15 protein-coding genes are annotated in these 19,579 nt (G+C 46.5%); 7 read left to right on the top strand and 8 right to left on the bottom strand.

Translation table 11 applies throughout. The features are described from left to right. The first annotated feature begins 4 nt into the window (after nt 1–4). Entirely contained in the window at nt 5–2,749 is a 2,745-nt protein-coding gene (locus tag ACFSUS_RS18090; RefSeq protein ID WP_381525058.1) for a S8 family serine peptidase, read from the top strand. A gap of 51 nt (nt 2,750–2,800) precedes the next feature. On the opposite strand, the gene ACFSUS_RS18085 is transcribed toward ACFSUS_RS18090, so the two are convergent. Together ACFSUS_RS18085 and ACFSUS_RS18080 are read right to left on the bottom strand one after the other, a co-directional pair. Then, the gene (locus ACFSUS_RS18085; protein WP_381525055.1) at nt 2,801–4,408 is read right to left on the bottom strand and encodes a S8 family peptidase; all 1,608 of its coding nucleotides are present in this window, start codon (nt 4,406–4,408) and stop codon (nt 2,801–2,803) included. A 96-nt stretch (nt 4,409–4,504) separates the two neighbouring features. Then, a complete protein-coding gene (locus ACFSUS_RS18080) occupies nt 4,505–5,581 on the bottom strand; it encodes a DUF3500 domain-containing protein (protein WP_381525052.1) in 1,077 nt (358 codons plus the stop codon). A gap of 204 nt (nt 5,582–5,785) precedes the next feature. Here ACFSUS_RS18080 and ACFSUS_RS18075 point away from each other — a divergent pair, with 204 nt between their 5' ends. Beyond that, on the top strand, nt 5,786–6,895 hold the full coding sequence (locus tag ACFSUS_RS18075; RefSeq protein WP_381525051.1) for an LBF_2804 family protein: 1,110 nt from the start codon (nt 5,786–5,788) through the stop codon (nt 6,893–6,895). 57 nt (nt 6,896–6,952) lie between these two features. Here ACFSUS_RS18075 and gldE read toward each other — a convergent pair whose 3' ends face one another. The 3 genes from gldE to mutY form a co-directional block, all read right to left on the bottom strand. Then, nucleotides 6,953–8,299 carry a gliding motility-associated protein GldE gene (gldE, locus tag ACFSUS_RS18070; RefSeq protein ID WP_381525049.1) on the bottom strand — a complete coding sequence of 449 codons (1,347 nt, stop codon included), beginning with the start codon at nt 8,297–8,299 and terminating at the stop codon, nt 6,953–6,955. A gap of 39 nt (nt 8,300–8,338) precedes the next feature. Continuing rightward, entirely contained in the window at nt 8,339–8,914 is a 576-nt protein-coding gene (locus ACFSUS_RS18065; RefSeq protein WP_381525047.1) for a single-stranded DNA-binding protein, read from the bottom strand. A 71-nt stretch (nt 8,915–8,985) separates the two neighbouring features. Further along, entirely contained in the window at nt 8,986–10,074 is a 1,089-nt protein-coding gene (gene mutY, locus ACFSUS_RS18060; RefSeq protein WP_381525045.1) for an A/G-specific adenine glycosylase, read from the bottom strand. Between the two features lie 141 nt (nt 10,075–10,215). Here mutY and ACFSUS_RS18055 point away from each other — a divergent pair, with 141 nt between their 5' ends. From ACFSUS_RS18055 to ACFSUS_RS18045, 3 genes are all read left to right on the top strand, one after another. Then, entirely contained in the window at nt 10,216–10,518 is a 303-nt protein-coding gene (locus ACFSUS_RS18055; RefSeq protein WP_171741255.1) for an HU family DNA-binding protein, read from the top strand. 44 nt (nt 10,519–10,562) lie between these two features. After that, on the top strand, nt 10,563–11,438 hold the full coding sequence (locus tag ACFSUS_RS18050; protein ID WP_381525042.1) for a tetratricopeptide repeat protein: 876 nt from the start codon (nt 10,563–10,565) through the stop codon (nt 11,436–11,438). 413 nt (nt 11,439–11,851) lie between these two features. After that, nucleotides 11,852–13,414: an Rne/Rng family ribonuclease gene (locus ACFSUS_RS18045; protein ID WP_381525040.1), complete on the top strand. Its 1,563-nt coding sequence runs from the start codon at nt 11,852–11,854 to the stop codon at nt 13,412–13,414. An 87-nt stretch (nt 13,415–13,501) separates the two neighbouring features. Here the strand turns inward: ACFSUS_RS18045 and ACFSUS_RS18040 are convergent, their stop codons facing one another. Then, the gene (locus ACFSUS_RS18040) at nt 13,502–14,617 is read right to left on the bottom strand and encodes a lysophospholipid acyltransferase family protein (RefSeq protein ID WP_381525038.1); all 1,116 of its coding nucleotides are present in this window, start codon (nt 14,615–14,617) and stop codon (nt 13,502–13,504) included. Nucleotides 14,618–15,092: 475 nt separating this feature from the next. Between ACFSUS_RS18040 and ACFSUS_RS18035 the strand changes: the two genes are divergently transcribed. Continuing rightward, complete coding sequence (locus ACFSUS_RS18035) at nt 15,093–16,007, top strand: LytTR family DNA-binding domain-containing protein (RefSeq protein WP_381525036.1); 915 nt, start codon at nt 15,093–15,095, stop codon at nt 16,005–16,007. 4 nt (nt 16,008–16,011) lie between these two features. On the opposite strand, the gene ACFSUS_RS18030 is transcribed toward ACFSUS_RS18035, so the two are convergent. Further along, entirely contained in the window at nt 16,012–16,707 is a 696-nt protein-coding gene (locus tag ACFSUS_RS18030; RefSeq protein ID WP_381525033.1) for a LuxR C-terminal-related transcriptional regulator, read from the bottom strand. A 229-nt stretch (nt 16,708–16,936) separates the two neighbouring features. Between ACFSUS_RS18030 and ACFSUS_RS18025 the strand changes: the two genes are divergently transcribed. Further along, nucleotides 16,937–17,320, top strand: a complete 384-nt coding sequence (locus ACFSUS_RS18025) for a hypothetical protein (RefSeq protein WP_381525030.1) — start codon at nt 16,937–16,939, stop codon at nt 17,318–17,320. A gap of 59 nt (nt 17,321–17,379) precedes the next feature. On the opposite strand, the gene dnaG is transcribed toward ACFSUS_RS18025, so the two are convergent. Then, nucleotides 17,380–19,446, bottom strand: coding sequence for a DNA primase (dnaG, locus tag ACFSUS_RS18020; RefSeq protein WP_381525028.1), 2,067 nt, complete (start codon nt 19,444–19,446; stop codon nt 17,380–17,382). Between the last annotated feature and the right edge of the window lie 133 nt (nt 19,447–19,579).

Below are 19,579 nucleotides of genomic sequence, written 5' to 3'. Positions count from 1 at the left end.
TGTATTGATAGTCCCTAGTCTGGTGCAGGCGCAATTTGTCCCTCAACAACCCTTGCCCAACTGGCAGGCGAAGCTAACACAGCGCTATGCGGCATGGCATGAGCAAACACTTCGTTTAGCCCAGCAACACGGCTGGTCACTCCACAAAAATTATTCCAATAGCCAAGTCATTCAACTGCAAGAGGTCGATCCGCTTGGCCAGCCAGTTTATTACACCCTGCATAATGCCGAAGCGGCTGAAGGCACCCGAACGCAGGCGTTGTATGGCGGAGGTTCGTTACCAGTTGCTTTGTCTGGCAATTCAGCCATCATGGCCGGTCGGCTGGGTTTGTGGGACGGTGGCCGAGTACGAACATCGCATCAGGAGTTCACGGAGCCAGTAACTAACCGCTCACGTATTGTTCAGAAAGACAACGCCATCCTTACTAACGACCATGCTACCCATCTGGCAGGCACTCTAGTAGCCAGAGGTGTTAACTCTCAAGCCAAAGGGATGGCATTTGGCACCAGGTTATCGGTTTGGGATTATACCGACGACATAATCGAATTAGCCGCAGCCGCCCCCACTCTGCTTATCTCTAACCATGCGTATGGCCCCTTAGTCGGCTGGGTATACAACCCGTCGCGGCCCGGTACCAACCCAAACCTTAAGTGGGAGTGGTGGGGAACACCAAGCATCAGCCCTATTGAAGAATATTTATTTGGCTTCTATACCGAGAAAGCTCAGGATCTGGACCAGATTGCCTATAATAACCCTTATTACTTGATGGTCAGGTCGGCCGATAATAAACGGAGCCAAAACGGACCGCCTGTAGGAACGGCTTATTATTTGAGAGATTCGAACGTAACAAGCACTGCTGTTCGCAGCCGCAATGACACCTACGACGTTATTCCTGCCGAAGCAACCGCTAAAAACGTCTTAACAGTAGGAGCCGCTGACATCACGTTTAATGGGCAGAACCAGCTAACAAGCCTCAGCACAACGTCGTTCAGCGGATGGGGGCCTACAGATGATGGCCGCATCAAACCCGATTTGTTAGGCATTGGCACCAATGTTTTCTCCAGCGTGTCAGGTAGTGATACAGCTTATAGTGCATACAGTGGAACATCAATGGCCTCGGCTAATGTAGCTGGGTCGCTGTTTCTGCTACAGGAATTGTATGCTCAAAAACAACTTGGTACCACCAGTACTCCTCAATTCATGCGGGCCGCTACACTACGTGGACTAGCCTTGCACACAGCCGACCGCCTGAACCCATCTGCTGGTCCTGACTATCGGCAAGGCTGGGGCTTGCTCAATACCGAAGCCGCGGCTCGTGTGCTCATTAATGAAAATTTTGCCCACTTGGTTTTAGAGCGGACGTTAACCTCAGGCAGCGTATATACACAACGAATTATAGCACAGGGGCAAGAGCCCCTGGTTGTTACGCTTTGCTGGACCGATCCAGCTGGCGAAGCAACTGATGTTACGGCCACTTCATTAAACAACCGGACGCCAAAACTCGTCAACGATCTCGACCTGCGCCTGAGTGATGGCAAAACGTCCAATTTACCGTTTGTACTTAATCCGGCTCAGCCTAACCTTGCGGCTACGCGGGGCGATAATTTCCGGGATAATGTTGAGCAGATTTACATTACGAATCCAACGCCGGGCCAAGCCTATTCATTGACGGTATCCCTGAAAGGCAAAACGACGGCCAGCAGCCAGCCATTTTCCATTATTGTGAGTGGCCTGCGCCGAACCCAATGTCAGCTAACGGCGAGCATCGCGCCAGCCAACACCACTACTATTTGCGCGGGTTCAACTGTGCCGTTACGCGCTGTAGCCCAATCGGCGGATGTAACGTATCAATGGCTTCGGAATAACGTGGCCATACCCAACGCCAATAAGGATGTTTATGTGGTTAACCAGGCTGGTTCATATGTTTTGCAACTAACCAATAACACCGGTTGCAAAGCCAGTTCCCAACCAGTAAATATTCAACTTAAAGCCCCGACTGTGACCATCACGCCAACCAGCGATCAATGGCTATGCCCGAATAAAAACCCAATTCGCTTAACCGTTGATGGGCCAGTTGATTCATCAGTAGAATGGTTACGAGATAGTGTCCTCATTACGAATGCCCGGGCAGCAAGTCTTACCGTAAATCAGCCGGGCCGTTATCAGGTGCGAATAACACAAGGAGGATGTCAAGGTGTTTCGACAGCAACTGTGGTTCGAGCCAGCACAGTCAATGCGATTGATTTACTACCTAAAGAAACTGAACTGTTGCTTCCTCAAAAAGCCACAATCACAATCAAAGCGCCCCTCGACCCAACCTATGATTATCAGTGGTTTAAGGATAATACTATCATAACGAAGGCTAATGCACACAACCTGGCCGTCGCACAACCTGGAACCTACAAACTTCGTGTTACTCAGCAAACCTGTATTGGCTGGTCGACGGAGCGATACGTAAAGACAGCTATTGTAACTGGCGTATCAACAGCCGGAGCAGATAATTTTACACTATATCCAAACCCAGTCGACAATGTACTCTCGGTTCGATATGCTGGTTCGGCAGTAAAGGAGGTCAACGTCAGTATTATCAATGCGGAAGGTAAATTACTCCATCAACCGCCACCGCTCAAAGCCATTAATGGACAGTTTGAGCTTGACTTTTCGGTTAATCAGCTACCACCCGGTCATTATTTTCTTCGGCTGAATACTGGTCAACACACGCAGGTAGGCCGGTTCCTGAAAAAATAACAAAGCCGACGATCGTTGATCATCGGCTTTGTTCTATGCCACTCTTTATGCTTATTTTCCTTTGGCAGAAGCGGCTCCCTCCTGGGCTAACGCTAACTTCACTGCCTCGTACAGGTTTACAACGCCACCCGTTTTCGACAGGCTGGCAAAATCAACCGTATCCGTCGACTCAGGCCGACGCACCTTCGTTTTGTAAGGCGTTGCTGACTGAACAATGATACGCTTAATATCGGCGTAGGTCAGCTTGGGAAAATACGACTTCAATACGGCGGCTACCCCTGCCACTACGGGCGAGGCCATGCTTGTACCACTATTGTTTTCGTATTTGCTGCCCGGCACGGTCGAATAAATGTCTTTACCCGGCGCGAATACGTCTACCGTCTGCTTGCCGTAGTTCGAGAAGCTGGCCACCAATTCACTATTGTTTGGCTCAGCGCTGGCTCCCACCGTGATTACGTTTGGAATATCCTTGCCATCCATGAATTTCGGTGCGGGGTAATTGGCCGCAGTGTCAATGTCCTTACCGTCGTTACCTGCCGCATGCACCATCAGAACTCCTTTTGATAGAGCATAGCGCTCAGCATCCTCAACAACCTTGCGCTGGGGCGAATAATCCTTACCGAAACTCATGTTGATAATCTGCGCTCCATTGTCAACAGCGTAACGAATGGCGTTGGCTACATCTTTATCGCGTTCGTCACCATCCGGAACGGCCCGAACGCCCATAATCTGAACGGCATCGGCCACACCCATTATGCCAAGGTTGTTGGTACGATCGGCACCAATGATACCCGCTACGTGTGTACCGTGGTCGGCGCGAGGCCCTGCAATGTCAGCGTTACCATAATTACGCTCAGTAAAGTCGTTAGGGTTATCGCCAACGATAGCTCGCGTATCGAAATCAGGATTGTAGTTATACTCGGCGCGGGCTTTGAGCTGCTCATTCGCTTTTTCGAGCTCGGCGGTAACTGCATCGGCATCGGCAGCTCCCTGCTGGCGCAATAAACGTAATATTCCAGTTGCTCGCCGTTTCGAGGTTGCATCCGTAAGCGTATCGGCGGCCTTACGTAGCGTAATAGTATCGAGCTTCGTAACGTTCAGTGCTTTCTTGATGGCGTCAACCGCCTGCGTGTATTGGGCCGCAAATTGGCTGATGCCCTGATATTGAGCCTTGTACTGCGCCTGATTTTTCTCGACTTCGGCCTTCGTCTTTACGTATAAATCATACTCTTTTTGCTGATCTGGTTTCAGCGACGAGCGAGTTTTCCCTTCGTACTTAGGCTTCAGCTGCGCGTAAAGCCGTGTTACTTCGGCGGTTTCATAGCTGACGTTACGGCCATCTTTGCCACCAATGAAATTCCAGCCGTGAACGTCGTCCACATAGCCGTTCTTGTCATCGTCCTGGCCATTACCGGCCACTTCTTTAGGATTACTCCAAAGCACCCGGCGTAGATCTTCATGGGTCGTATCAATACCGCCATCGATGACAGCCACGACTACCGGCGTTGGTTTGCGGTTTTTCAGGAGCTCGCGGTAGGTGCGATCGACACTAATGCCTGCTGTGCTATCGGTTTTATCGCGGAGGTACCACTGAGTTTGCTGGGCCCAGGCGGCCGTCGATAGCAAACTCACTGATGCACAAATAAGGAGTTTCTTCATAAACTATTAACGTGTACATAAGCTATAAGCTGTACAAGTTACGAAGAAACCATTTTAGGAGTAGCTTAAAAATTGTTAAACGGACCGATTATGGGGTTAAGGTCTGCTATGTTTACTGGTTTGATAATGCTCACGCAGCAGATCGTCGCCAAAATCATTCGTTAAATCCCGTACCACCGTGTGGATGTGATTGGCATTGTTCTGCGTGTTGTCGTACTCGATCAGGATAGTAGGTCCGTGAATTCGGTAGTACCAACCTTTACCCTCGCCCAGCTGTGGGGTCAAGTCACCCGCCCAGCCAAAACGCAGGTTATTCAATCCAACTTTTTCCAATTTATCGAGCTGCTGCTTAGCCAACGTAATGCGGTAATTCGACAAATACACCTGTAAAAGTTCGAGAAAGAGCTTTTGTTGATCAGCATTCATCTCTGAAAACTTCAGGCCATCCATTCGTTCCATAGCCACGTTACGCCGATTTGTACTAACAATGTCAGGGTAAGCAACGGCATCTAATACAACCTGTTTTCGCTGAGTATCAGTTAAGGCTTTCAATAATGCAAAGGCCCGCTCCGTTTCCTGCCGTAAAATTTGTTTGCCTTTCTGAGGCACATCAATCCGAACTTCGCCGGGATTGCTACCGAAAAATGTGGGAGTCTGCGCCAAAACCCGGCCCGTTAATGACAGGAATTGAAGAGATAAATGATGCCCGTCGATTCGCCAACTCCACGGATTAGCCGTACTAGGGTCGCCAAAAATGGTAAAGTAGTAGTTTTCCGGATCGCGGTAAGTATCCGTATCTGAGCGCTTCTCAATCACGCGGAGTACATTTTCCATGTCCATAATAGACATTGCTTTTTCGTAGCCCTGATCGCTCAAGCCCGTTTTAAGCATAACCAAGGCCGCCCGTTTTTGATCGGCCGTCATTTGCTTCAACGGCAATCCTTTGCGCGACCGGGGGACGTAGTACCAGTTAAACCGCTCCACATCTTCAAAAGGAAATGTAGCTTGTTGTCGTTGCTCTGCTGTTAAGCCTGCTAAAAACGCTTTAGACGCTTCGGCCATTTCGTCCTTAATGCGCTGCTCGGCCGCTTTAGGCTTAGCCGGGGTAGCATTTTGCGCCCTTACTTGACCTACTAATAAGCAACCGATAAGTATACGAATGATAGCTTTCATAACCACAGATCTTTATTTAACAAAGATCCGTATTAGCTGAATTTACTGGCTACTTGTTTATTAGTCAATGCTAATCGAAAAGTAGCTTCCCGCTTGAGTAACCCTTACCGATAGATCAATGCTTATCGATGAATTCTCTCATTCAAGCTAACAACCCTACCGGTTATGTAGTTGTAGAAATAAATCCACTGTCACGCCACGATCATGTCTACCCGGCCACCCAATAACAGCACTGGTCCACTCGACCATCTGGCTATGCGCTACCTGCGCCAGGCACTCGATACGTCGCACCCCACAGACGAGCCGTATGTACTAAACCCAACAGAGAGTCGTGTTATTCGCCGAACCAAAGTGATTACGCTGATTATGGCGGCTTTGCTTGGTATTTTAGGCGTGCTGCTCCTTTACTGGCCCCAATACAACTGGCCGGATCTGTTCGCCAACACAACCATTGTAGTTTTAGGCGAGGTGTATGAATTACCCCTTGTTACAACTTTGTATGGTATCTTGTTGATTTATCTGGAAGTGAATCTGCTCATTGCCCTTAACCTGCGTGGTGTAAAAGCCATCATGCAGGTCTGTCAGTTTCCTCGTGCTCACGATGCCCAGTATGAACGCCATTTACGATCATTAGCGGCAGCTGCTCTCGAAAAAACAGATCGTGGCATCCTACGATTCGGCGTAGATCCTTACCTAAACCTACCGCGTTGGGGGTTAATGCTCTTTTTCTTTCTCAACATAGCCAAAGCGGCTCTGAGCAACCTCGTCTTATCGCTTTTGCTAAAACAGGTGACAGGTCGTTACGTTATGCGCCAAATGACTGATATGGCAGGTCTACCCGTATATGCGCTATGGAATGCGTGGGCATCGTGGCAAGTGCTCCATGAAGCACAAGTTCGGGTCATGGCTCCTATGACGATCCGGGAATTTGTGAATGAATTACACGATCAGTGGGGCAAAAATGATCAATTCCGCCCCCTGATCCTGGAAGCCTTACAATACGTGGCTATTCTTAAGCGTCAATACAACTATGCTCACTTCTTGTTGACTGAGACGCTAGTTGATCGGTTTAATTTGCAAACGAATGCAACCTTAACCGGACACTTCAGCGAGCAGGTTGCTCAGGCCCCAGCAGAAGTACGTCGGAGTCTCGAACGGCTTATCGTATTCGGCGCTTTAGTAGATGGTAAACTATCTTGGGTAGAGAAACGACGGTTGCAGCAATTGCGCAAGAATGGGTTCTTAACCTATTCCGTCAGCGATATACAGCGTATTGGCGAAGAGTACAATCAAGGTCGTGGTCTTTGGGTGTAATAAAAGCGCTGCACTAATTATGTACACTTACGCTCTGCAATGGATCCTGTCTAACTATTAAGACTGATTCTGCTCAACTGGGTCGTTCTTGGTCACACGCACTTCATTTATTCGTTTATCATCGGCCGATATCACGTAAAAAGTAAAACCAGCGTATGTGGTATGATCACCTGGTTTAGGCAAACGGCTAAACAATTCTAGCAGTAAGCCACCCAGTGATTCACTATCCCCCTGTACCGATTCAAAAGTCGTAGCGTCTACATTTAGAATACGGCAAACATCTGTTAATGGAAATTTCCCTTCAAATACCACCGTTCGGTCATCTTCGCGTCGGTAACCAACCGGTGTTTCATCGTCAAACTCGTCGTTGATGTCACCAAAAATCTCTTCAATAATATCTTCCAAAGTAACAAGTCCCCTTGTTCCGCCGTACTCATCTACCACAATTGCCATGTGAACACGTCGCTTTTGAAAATCTTGTAGCAGATCATCCACTTTTTTATTCTCAGGAATAAAGAAAGCTGGTCTTAGCAGAGACTGCCATTGAAACGAGTCCTGCTCATGGATGTGAGGAAGCAGGTCTTTAATGTACAGTATTCCTTCAATCTGATCGAGCGACTCGTGGTAAACGGGTACCCGCGAATAACCAGACGCATTAATCTGGTCCATAAGCTCCGAGAAGGTCAGATCATCGTCTACAGCGGATATATCTAATCGGGCACGCATGACCTGCCGCGCCGTGAGATTACTGAAGTTTACGATACCTTTTAGAATCTCTTTTTCCTCAGTCGTAGCGTCAGAACCGGTTAGTTCCACAGCCTGGCTCAACTCTTCAACCGACAACTTGTAGCCTCGTCGCTGAATTCGCTTGTCGACCTGATTACTCAGGTTAACCAGCAACATAGCTAATGGCCGAAAAACAAGAAGTCCAACTTGAGCTAAAGGGGCCGTTCGGCGAGCCACGGCCAGGTTGTTCTGACTGGCGTACACTTTCGGAACAATCTCACCAAAGAGCACAATGGCTACCGTAGTTGCTAAGGTTATACTCGATAACACCCAGCCTGAGGCATGAGATGCCTGCGAGAGTTCCCACGTCAGATAGGTTACGATGACAACGATCGCAATATTGAGCAGATTATTAAATATGACCAGCGATGCCAACAGACGCTTAGGACGGTCCAGAAGCGTTGCGATCCGCTGGTAGTCAACCCGACTGCTATCCCGGCATTGAGCGCGATCATCAGGCGACAAAGAGAAAAACGCGGCTTCAGATGCTGACACTAACCCAGCCAGCACAATCAGCAATAGAATTAGAGCCACATACGGGCTATAAAAATCAAAATAGGTGCCCCAACCGTCTGTGGCCGGGAGCACCTGTCGAGGAAGCGGATCACCAGGGTCCATGTAGATTAAATCTCGTTCAACAATCGAGCACCAAGCGGTTTAGAACGGCAAGTCGTCGTCACCACTGTTGCTCTCAAAAGGCACCGGGTCTGGCTCTCTACGACGGTCCGACGTACCGGCAGGTTGCTGACGAAGTGCTGGGGCAGGTGCGGCCTGCGGTCGTGCTGCTGGCTGAGGAGTCGGAGCTGCCTGCTGACGAGGACGTTCAGCTGCAGCTGCCATAGCAGGTTGCGGAGCTGCCTGACGCGGAGCTTCGTAATAGCCATCGTCCTGACGATCACTGTTAGGACTACCCAACAATTGCATAGTATTCGCCCGAACGCGTAGCGACGTGCGTTCTTTTCCTTCTTTGTCGGTCCATATTTCAGTCCGTAACCGGCCTTCGACATACACTGAGTTTCCCTTCTTGAGGTACTTTTCAGCCACCTTTGCCTGTTCATTCCATAACTCAACCCGGAACCATTCGGTTTGCTCAACCTTCTCTCCATTCCGGTTTGTATATTTCTCAGTCGTTGCCACGTTGAAGGTAGCAACTACATTACCTCCATCTAAATAGCGTACTTCAGGATCGGCACCAAGATTGCCGATAATAGTCATTTTGTTAAGGCTAGCCATGGTTTTTAATTTTTATTGCGTATGAAAAACGGGTGGGTTTAAGAAGGTTAAAGATACTAAAATAAACGAACTTATCCAAACGCCTTTTCCAAATAGTTCGTGATCAGCACAGGCTTTGGCAAGCGTCCTGCTTGTAGTACAGAATACCACTGGAAATCAGCAGGCAGACGTCCAGTTAAGTCATCTGGCAAGTCGATTATGTAGAAAGTAGCATGAATTCGCTGATGCGACAGTAACTGCATAGACTCAGTCGGCAAGGCCATTAAAGTTCCTGATTCAACCAGTTCACTAATCGGTTCAGGAATTGGCAAATCACGCAGTTGTCCCTTGGGCTCATCCGTTTCCAGTAAATAAAATTCATGCAGGTTCTGCCAGATGTCACGAGCCGTTCGTTCATGCATGGCCACTCTTTCCTTACTCTGAAATACCAGATAATTGAAATAGCGGTTACGCACGGGAGCCTTCTTGGCTTTGACAGGCAATCGATGCTGCCGACCAGTCTGATAAGCCACGCATTGCTGTTGCAGAGGACACAACAAACAATCTGGAGACAAAGGCGTACACTGAATGGCTCCAAATTCCATAATAGCCTGATTGTAGGTTGCTGGATCGTCGGCTGATTGGATTAGCTCCCCCGCCAAAGCTGCAAACGTTTTTTTTGCCTTAGTGGTCGTAATGTCTTCCTCTATACCATAAACTCTGGCAAGTACCCGATACACGTTACCATCAACGACGGGCACGCGTTCTCCAAAAGCAAACGATGCTATTGCCGCTGCCGTATATTCGCCTATTCCCTTCATTTTCAACAAGTCGCGGAAACTATCAGGAAACTTTTCGGCCAGGTGGTCCGTTACGTAACGAGCAGTCTGATGCAGATTTCTAGCGCGTGAGTAATAGCCGAGCCCCTGCCAGAGCCGAAGTAGTTCGCGTTCGTCGGCACGAGCCATGTCGGCAACCGTTGGGTAGGCTTCGATGAAGCGTTCGTAATACGGTTTTCCTTGCGCTACACGGGTTTGCTGAAGAATTATTTCCGAGAGCCAAATGCGGTAAGGATCGCGCGTATGCCGCCATGGCAGGTCACGCTTATGATGCTCATACCAGCGTTCTAGTGTAACGGGAAACGCTGATTTAATTGCGTTAAGGTCTGATTGCCAATTCAAAATAAAAGTAAAAAAAGCGTCATTGGATGGAAAAACAGTAGCAGGTAGCTTTTATAATTTATTGGAAACCCCTACCTTTGTGCTCCCATTTTTGACACCCGAATTTTCAACAACACAGTAAACGTTAAAGTTTAAGAAGTCGTGACGAAAGCAGACGTAATTGCAGAGATCGCCGATAAGACCGGAATCGACAAGGCAGAGGTAACGAACACCCTGGAGACCTTCTTTTCGGTGGTTAAGGACTCGTTGGCCGAGGGAGAGAATATTTATGTGAGAGGGTTCGGCAGTTTCATTAACAAGAAAAGAGCCAAGAAAGTAGCCCGGAACATCTCGAAAAATACCGCTATGGTAATTGACGAGCACTACATCCCGAGCTTCAAACCCGCCAAGGTCTTTGTAGAGCAGGTGAAAACCAGTGACAAAGCCAAAGTAGCGGCTGAGTAAGTAATGTAGCCAGGACGGCGTTTGCGACGTGACGAATATCCACCATGAATAGATATGTTTTGCTTGTTGTTGTATTGGCTGCGGCCTTGACGGTGGGTTTGTATACCCTCCCTAAGGTAGTGGTGCGTAACGATAGTAAGCAGTTAAGCGAATCTAACTCAAGCGGCCGCACGACGCAAACGTCCGACTCGCTCAATGCCACCGCCGGCATGGGTGACGAAGCCTCAAATCGCCCTGATCGCTCAGCGATTCATGAGAAGCCTATAACGGCAGAGCAGCAAAAGCGCCTGGATGACCTTCGGGTACAGTTTGCCGCAACAACTCCTGCAGAAAAAGAAGCTGTCGGCGAAAAAATTATCGCTCTGTTTAGAGAGGCTACCCGCTATGACAGCGCAGCACATTACGCTGAGTTGCTAGCGATAGCACAGCCTTCCGAGCGGAATTTTTTAAAGGCTGGCGACGAATTTTTTGAAGCTTATACTTTTGCTGTTGACGAAAAAAAAACAGCGGCTTTAGGTGAAAAAACTCGTAACTATTACCAGAAAGCACTAGCTAAGAATCCAAATCTGCTGACGGCAAAGGCAAACATGGCTATGACCTATGTTAATACTGATACGCCTATGCAGGGAATCATGCTGCTGCGCGAGGTATTACAGCAGGAACCAACCAACGAGTTGGCCCTGTTCAACCTGGGGTTGCTTTCTATGCGGTCGAATCAGTATGACCGGGCTATTGATCGCTTCCGTCAGATTCTGGTCAACAATCCGGCAAATCGTAAAGCTCAGTTTTACCTTGGCATTAGCTTAGCCGAAGCTGGTCAGAAGGCAGAAGCAAAAAAAGTACTTGCTCAAGTAAAAGAGCAAGAGAAAGACCCACAAATCCTGGCTGCTATTCGTGAGTATGAAGAGCGGCTCAAATGAGTTATAAAGTTATAGAGTCTCTCAGCTGTCTGGCTACTTTGTAAGCTAACACACCTGTAAATTCTGGACGATACAACTTTTCTAATAAGGTCTGGCCGATTGGCTGGATTCAAACGTATTTTCAACCATTAAACATTATTTAAACTATGCCTTGCGGTAAGAAACGGAAACGGCACAAAATTGCTACCCACAAGCGGAAGAAACGGCTCAGAAAAAACCGGCATAAGAAAAAGTAGTGAGCAGTCGGCAGCCTGCCTAAGGGCAGTTCGGTTGACAGTTTGCATTCATCACTGAGTACCGCCTGCCGCATACTGCCAACTGCACACGTATACTTTGGAAGCCTCGTGCCGGTCTGTAAAGTCCGAACGTGGCTTCTTTCTTTTTATATAGCCATTCTAACCGTAATTCATCTTGTGAGTAATGAATTAGTTATCAGTTCGACTCAGAAAGGTGATCGGATTGCTCTCTTGCAGAACAAGAGATTGCTGGAGTATCACGAAGAAGAGTTAGACAGCAGCTTTACCGTTGGCGATCTTTACTTAGGAACAGTCAAAAAACTATCGTCGGGACTTAATGCGGCATTCGTGGACGTTGGCCACGAGAAAGATGGTTTTTTGCACTATCAGGATTTAGGGCCGAATATAAATTCGCTCAATAAATTTGTAAAAGATGTAATCGCCAAGCGCGTCACAACCGGTCGGCTCAACGGCACGAAGCTGGAGCCTACTATCGATAAAATTGGGAAAATCGATAAGGTACTGACGAAAAATGCTCCCATTCTGGTTCAGGTGGTTAAAGAACCCATCTCAACCAAAGGCCCACGCCTTTCCTGCGATATTTCGATAGCGGGTCGCTATTTGGTGCTTGTACCATTTTCAGATGGCGTTAATTTATCGAAGAAGATTACTGATCGCACCGAACGATCGCGCTTATTGCGACTGATGTCGTCACTTAAGCCACAGAATTTTGGGGTCATTGTGCGTACCGTAGCACAGGACAAAGATGTTGAAGAACTCGACCGCGACCTGCAAAATTCATTGGCCAAATGGGAACAAGCGGTCAAATCGTTAGCTGATGCTAAACCGCGCGACCGGGTGTTAGGTGAGATGAACCGAGCCTCGTCCATTCTGCGCGACATGCTCAACGAATCGTTCGAAACCATTACGGTCGACACAAAAGAGTCATTCGATGAGATCCGCAATTATATCCACACTATTGCACCCGACAAGGAGAAAATTGTCAAACTACATAGTGGAAAAACTAAGGTTTTTGAAGCATTAGGTTTAGAGAAACAACTTAAATCCTTGTTTGGGCGGTCGGTAAGTTTGCCAGGTGGTGGTTACCTTATTATTGAACATACCGAAGCGCTTCACGTAATCGACGTTAACAGCGGTAATAAATCCAATTCGGAGGAAGACCAGGAAGCGACCGCAATCAGCGTTAATCGCGAAGCAGCAAAAGAAATTGCCCGCCAGCTTCGACTACGTGATATGGGAGGTATCATTGTCGTTGATTTCATTGACATGAAGAAAGCAGAAAATAAAAAACTGCTACAGGATATCATGCGCGATGAAATGAAAGCCGACCGCTCGAAATTTACAATTCTGCCTCTGACAAAATTTGGCTTGATGCAGATTACACGGCAACGCGTTCGCCCAGAAATGAACATTGTCACCCGTGAAGTTTGTCCAACCTGTGGTGGCACAGGTACAATTCAAGCGAGTGTGTTAGTCACAGACGTTATCGAAAACAATCTTGATTACATGTTGACGAAGCAGAATGAGCGTGGTATCTCAATATCAATGCACCCATTTTTGTACGCTTACTACACCAAAGGCTTATATTCTAAACAGATGCAATGGTTTATGAAGTATAAAGTTTGGGTTAAGCTTGTAAAAGATAGTTCACTAGGCATTGTTAACTTCAAATTTTTTAACAAATCAGGTGAAGAGATTGAGGTAAGTAGTAGCGTGTAGTAATTTTTTACTACAAATAGTAAAGGCTCAAGAATCACATACCTACAGATATGTGATTCTTGAGCCTTTATGCATCTTTGGAAGATGTTAACAGATGACTTCCATCTCCATTAATTCACTATACATTTCGTGGCCTATTACCTCTTCAACTGAGTCAATCTCATTAAGACTTGTCAACAGGTCACGTAAATCGTCGGTAATTTCATAGGTTTGATACAAGCGTCGGTCAAACAAAATGGGGGCTTGTTCCAAATCGCATATCGAGTAACGATCTTCGTTAAAGATAGGCCTATCAGAACCTACCTTAAAAAATCCGTGCCTAGCTTTTTCCGGCTCCAAAAACGAATGTATGTAATTCCAACCTTCCCACTGTTCTGGATATCGGTTTAAAAATGGCCAAAAAGCATCGTATAGCTGTTGCATAGCCTCTTGGCAATACATATCCCGATCGCTGTTGCGAATTGGCCGTATTGGTTTCAGACAATGCAACACATTTGTCAAATCTGAATCCCGATAACTTACAATTGGCACAATTGGTACTCCAGCAGCATGCGATAAAAAGCCAACCCCTTTTCGGGTTAAGACCTGTCGATGGCCAAATCGCACCGACAAAAACTTATCTTCCTCCCCCGGCTCAGGTGCCGTTTCGGGGCTGCCATCTACGTAAACGATAAGCGACCGGCCAGCCTTCAATTCTCGCAAGACCGATAGACCAGCAGAAGGACTCCCTGCCTCAATAATACGAAAAACATTGGTCAACCCATGCTTCTCCCTCAATGCATCAATGTGTTCAGTCATATCACCGCCTTGACTGCGGTTCATATTAGAGCCGACCATTAATACGCAATCCACTCCCTTGCGAAACAGAACGCTTGTTAGCAAGCGATATGAGCCTAAATGATACGTACAATAAATTTTAGGCTCATTCGCTAGCTTAAGTATATCCTGCACACCTCGCAACTCTACTAAATCACCAGCAGTCAGACACCTCTGATCGAAAGTTGTGTATATCTGCTGCAACAGCAGCTTCTTAAACATCATCTCGTGTTCTCTACGAGGAATGCTAGGCAGAATATTTTCAACATTAGCAGAGAAGGTGGTAAACTTCATCAGATACCCCCGTTCCTTCTGCAAATCAACCCGCTCAAAATGCTCACGGCAGCGGATCAATTCTTGCTGGTAAAGTTGCCGTGCTGTTGGCATAGTATATGCTAATCAAAGCTTAAAGGGAGAAAACAGGCTTAGACAATCCCGTGAAATCGTAACCAGCGGTCTCACAGCAAGGAGGACCTGCAGCAAGCTTGATGGAGTCAGATGGCTGACCCTTAGTAACAGACTTAGTAATGGTCTTCAACACTTGGATTGATTTAATAGCGAATTGCTTTTTCATGATAATTCTTTGTTATAGATTGATTAGCCTGAGGGAGCGTTTACTATCCCTTTTTGTTGATACAAAGCTACTAGACAACTTAAGAGCACTCAATCACGAAAAAGTCACAATCACATATTGGAAATAGTTAAATATTACCAGTATCTTAGTCGAAGTTTTGAATAAGAGGACAGCATGAACGAGATTCGACTTACTCGGGCCTTTTTGCGTAAACCACTAAACAGTATATTTATACTGCTGAGTATATTCGCGCTCGTTGAAGCTATTGCATGGTCCATTGGTTACTCTATGAAAATAGCCAAGGTAAGCCAAGCTGGAGGTTTTATGCATTATATAGGCGTATTAGTCCGTGTAATGATCGTGCCAGAAATTTTCACAACGCTCATCACTGTGGCTTTAATAAATCACTTTCATAATTGGTTAAAGCTTAATTGCATTTCTAATAACTGGCGAGCTATTGGACGTTATGAATTAAGTCTCCTTCCAGTTTTCTTAGTCTCATTTTTAGCATTTAACCCAGTTACCCAAACAATTCGTTACGTGTTAGAACGGTATTCTCATAAGAGCTTTTCCTTTACAAATTATCTGAACGATTATATTTTAAACACCTACAGTTGGGGCACTTACTTTAAATATTTGTTTCCGTTAATATTGATAGGTTACATAGCGGTAAACATCTCGCTTCTATCCGACTATCTAAAACAACGTCGAGAAGCTCAAGAGGCTGCAGAGGCCCAAGCTGCCGAAGCTTCTCAGAAAGCTTTGGCTTTATCAACTGTTTTTACCGCTCCCAAACCCGCTCCGTCTTCAACTTATTTAAACTATCTGAAGGGTAAGAACACCTTTGGTGAGCTTGATTTCCCGGTTACTGATGTGTACTTCTTTACGATCGAAGACAGGTATTACTATGCTGAGCTAGCAAAAGGACGTTACTTGGTGGGAAAAACATTGAATGAACTCGATGCAGAGTTGGACCCTAGCTTATTTTTTAGGATCAAACGCGACTATATCGTTAACCGACATGCAGTGTTGAACTACGCATATTGGGAAAACGGTAAGTATATTGTCCGGCTCAATACACCAGAACGCCACGAGATAGTTGTACCCCGTGCTCGAATGCAAGAATTCAGAGAATGGTTACAAGGTAATCAGCGGCCCTATGCCGATTCAGACTCTGACATTATATTATCATCTCAGAGTTAGCCGTTTACAAGTAATTTTTAACTGCTATACCATATCGAGGTAGCTGTCGACAGCTGCTCAGCTCAAGCTTTTTCGCAATATGAGCTTTATGGTTTATGGCTGTTCGATAGCTTATTCCCAATTGATCAGCGATCTCATTGGCTGTATGTCCATTAGCGATCAACCGCAGCACTTCCCGCTCGCGATCCGTTAATCGATTCAACTCATCCCTGGTGCTATCCGCCAGCACTTCTACGCCATAGCTTTTCAACAGGTTCATAAACCCGGTACTATAGTAACAACCACCGGTACTAACTGTCTGAAAACACCGGTAAAGTTCCTCTAAACCATCACTAGCGTATAAAAATCCAAAAAAGCCCATCTGCATAGCACTAGCAACCATCCGAAGGTCGGGCTTGCTGGTATACAAGATGAATTTTGTATGATGATTTGACTGCTGCGTCTGTTGCACAATCTCAAAACTTCGCCGACCTGAAATTTCAGATTCTAAAATGACGCAGTTTGGTCGTTTTACTCTGATCTGTTGTAGGGTATCTTCTATCTCCACGGCACGACCAACGACATTGTATCCCTGCTCCTTCAATAGCTGGCTTAACACTTCGCAAGTGAAGACTTCAGACTGTGCAACTAGAATTGAGAAGTCCCGACGACGAAGCGCAAAGTTCTTGCTGTTCTCTTGGTCAGTAGATGATTGATTCATATCTCATGATACGTATGGGCGCTTGAATCTAACCTATATATTGCTATTTCGACAATCTCTCAAGAATGAAATCACCATTTCTCCGGACGAAATCACTAATAATTAGCTCCTCAATTGGGTGATTTCGTCCGGAGAAATGGTGATTTCACGCATAATGACTTGTTTTCGCGCATGTGAGGGGCCACTTTTGATCATCGGTTGCGGAATTTAAGTATTTGAGCATTGTACGATGAATCAAGAAGAATCAATGATACCAGCAGGCTACGAAGCATCTCCAGCAGAGATACAAAGCGTGATCATAGAGTGGGTGAGAGCGACTGAAGCGTTTCATCGTCGTTATGCAAAAATAACCGAAGTGATAAATACGTTGCAGGCCACTGCTCGCCGGCAGCCAGCTGCGGACAAGGCTCGCCTTCGTCGGCTGGTAACCCTTCGTCAGCACATGAGCGATGTGCTGATGACCCTGCTTATGGATATGACTGGCCAAAAGTCAGGGCGTTCTGCTCAACCTTCTAAACCTGGTCAACTTCGTTCGCACGCTTGCTTGCTAGACGAACTGAACCGGGAAATTGATGCCGAGTTGACTAGCGTCACTACGGTAGCTCAGGCCTAGTGTTCACCTTCCCTATTATAAAGGTAAGCCCCAACCCTATGTGTTGGGGCTTTTCATTTTTACCCGGAAATGACTGTCCCAAGCAACCGTGAGATTTCCATATCGATCCGTTTAAAGTGCATGAATTCTGTCAGTAAGCGGTCCCCTTCTTCGGGTGTTTTACTCCCCGGCTCTCTGAGTAATTGCTGAAGTGTAGCCATGCGCTGTTCGGCTAACATTTTTTTAATTCGGAGAATGTTTCGGTAAGCTGCATCGGCTAGTATGCCAATCTCTTCTTCCGATGGTACAAAGATTTCGTGCTTCTTCCACCCATCACTAATTTCATAACGCGGGGTTGTTAAATGGATAGCTTGGTGCTGCATCTCGATTTCATTACTTTGCTCTGGTCCTTCACTACGCCGATTAAGAAAATCGTTAGCGGTTAGGATTTCTCCCCGTACATAAGCCTCGCGGAATAGCGTTAGAATCAGGTTAAAGGGCGACGTCTGGAACTCAATCTCATGAAGCTCGCTCAGGACGTACTGGCATAGTGTGATTCCTGGCTCCAGCTCCCTTGTACCATGGTTCATCAACAACCGTATACATTCTTCCTCCTGATACGACAGTGGCGTTTTAACGGCCTTTGTCAATCCGTTGGCCGAAAGCTGATCAACAGGTAATGAATCGGCAGGAGGAAATTCATGGCCCTCAGCCACGCTAACGTTTAAACCATCAAGCAGTGCATTTATATCATCAACAGATGCTTCACTGGGTGCAGTGTTTTGCTGGCGTACTTGCCGGTCATGTTGTCTGTCACTCTCCTTCTTGCTTTGCTCCTGCTGTTTCCGGACCAGACGATTGATTTCCGAGATAACCGATTGTTCACTAACATGAAAAACTTGTGCTACTCGTTGTGAGAGTGTCTGACGTTTAAGTGGATCGGGGATTTTAGTGATACTTGCACAAACGTCTGATATACCTTCTGCACGCTTAAGTGGATTATCACCAGCTTCGGTCAACCACCGACTCGCTTTAAAGTCAATAAAATCCTGAGAATGCTCCTTGATGTGTGTTTTGAAAGCATCTGCTCCAACTTTATGAACGTAGCTATCAGGATCCTCGCCGTCAGGTAATAATAAAAGCTTAAGGTTAAGGCCTTCTTCGAGTACCATATCTAGGCCACGTAGTGCAGCTTTAATACCAGCAGCATCACCATCGTAGAGGATAGTAACATTAGGGGTAAAGCGAGCAATAAGCTTAATTTGCTCGGTCGTCAACGACGTTCCCGACGAAGCTACCACATTCTTAATACCTGCCTGATGCAGTGATATTACATCAGTGTAGCCTTCTGTCAGATAGCAGACATCCTCTTGTCGTATTGCCTGTTTTGCCTGGAAGATTCCGTAGAGGACCTGACTTTTATGGTAAACCGCTGTTTCCGGCGAATTGAGGTACTTAGGTTGATTTTTATCAGTTTTTAGTATCCGGGCGCCAAAGGCAATCACCCGACCCGATACATTGTGAATCGGAAACATGACTCGGCCGCGAAATCGGTCAAACACTTTTCCGCCTTCTTTACTCAAAATCAGTCCGGCTTTTTCGAGCAACTCCTGACTATAGCCTCGACGTTGTCCTTCTTTCAGAAGTGAATCCCACTGATCTAAGGTATAGCCTAGTTCGAACGCTTCAATCGTCGGATTTGTGAAGCCACGCTCGCGGAAATAACATAAGCCAATACTTTTGCCTTCGTCACTAGTTTGTAATGTCTCCTGAAAAAACGTCTTCGCAAAGTTTAGAACAATTAGTAAGCTTTCGCGTTCATTTTGCCGGAGTAAATCTTCAGGTGTTTGCTCTTGTTCTTCAATTTCAACGCCGTACTTCTTAGCCAGATACCGGAGTGCTTCGCCGTAGCCGATATTTTCAATATCCATAATGAACCGAACAGCGTCTCCAGCTTTCCCACAGCCAAAGCACTTATATATCTGGCGGGTTGGATTTACGTTAAACGACGGCGTTTTTTCATTGTGGAATGGGCAACAGGCAATGTAGTTACTCCCTCGCTTCTTCAACGAAACGAAGTCATTTATCACCTCCAAGATGTCGGCAGCTTGACGAATTCGATCGACGGTTTCTTCAGGAATGCGCATTGCAATAGCTCAACTTAATACGATTTATCAAAGTTACACCGAAAGTTGGCCATCGTCTACTCTACCGTCTAATCACTACATGCTGTAACATATGGATTTGGCAATAATTTTGCTAACCTATCTAACTAGTAAT

The organism is Spirosoma soli (assembly GCF_042684525.1).
GTDB classification, from domain to species: domain Bacteria; phylum Bacteroidota; class Bacteroidia; order Cytophagales; family Spirosomataceae; genus Spirosoma; species Spirosoma soli.
Note: the sequence above shows the minus strand (reverse complement) of the source record. Positions and strands in the feature narration are given on the sequence as shown.

Excerpts from the sequence above, each read along its gene's own strand:
- ACFSUS_RS18085 (WP_381525055.1), bottom strand. The coding sequence starts at position 4,408 with ATGAAGAAACTCCTTATTTGTGCATCAGTGAGTTTGCTATCGACGGCC.
- ACFSUS_RS18080 (WP_381525052.1), bottom strand. The coding sequence starts at position 5,581 with ATGAAAGCTATCATTCGTATACTTATCGGTTGCTTATTAGTAGGTCAA.
- ACFSUS_RS18075 (WP_381525051.1), top strand. The coding sequence starts at position 5,786 with ATGTCTACCCGGCCACCCAATAACAGCACTGGTCCACTCGACCATCTG.
- gldE (WP_381525049.1), bottom strand. The coding sequence starts at position 8,299 with ATGGACCCTGGTGATCCGCTTCCTCGACAGGTGCTCCCGGCCACAGAC.
- ACFSUS_RS18065 (WP_381525047.1), bottom strand. The coding sequence starts at position 8,914 with ATGGCTAGCCTTAACAAAATGACTATTATCGGCAATCTTGGTGCCGAT.
- ACFSUS_RS18050 (WP_381525042.1), top strand. The coding sequence starts at position 10,563 with ATGAATAGATATGTTTTGCTTGTTGTTGTATTGGCTGCGGCCTTGACG.
- ACFSUS_RS18040 (WP_381525038.1), bottom strand. The coding sequence starts at position 14,617 with ATGCCAACAGCACGGCAACTTTACCAGCAAGAATTGATCCGCTGCCGT.
- ACFSUS_RS18035 (WP_381525036.1), top strand. The coding sequence starts at position 15,093 with ATGAAAATAGCCAAGGTAAGCCAAGCTGGAGGTTTTATGCATTATATA.
- ACFSUS_RS18030 (WP_381525033.1), bottom strand. The coding sequence starts at position 16,707 with ATGAATCAATCATCTACTGACCAAGAGAACAGCAAGAACTTTGCGCTT.
- ACFSUS_RS18025 (WP_381525030.1), top strand. The coding sequence starts at position 16,937 with ATGAATCAAGAAGAATCAATGATACCAGCAGGCTACGAAGCATCTCCA.
- dnaG (WP_381525028.1), bottom strand. The coding sequence starts at position 19,446 with ATGCGCATTCCTGAAGAAACCGTCGATCGAATTCGTCAAGCTGCCGAC.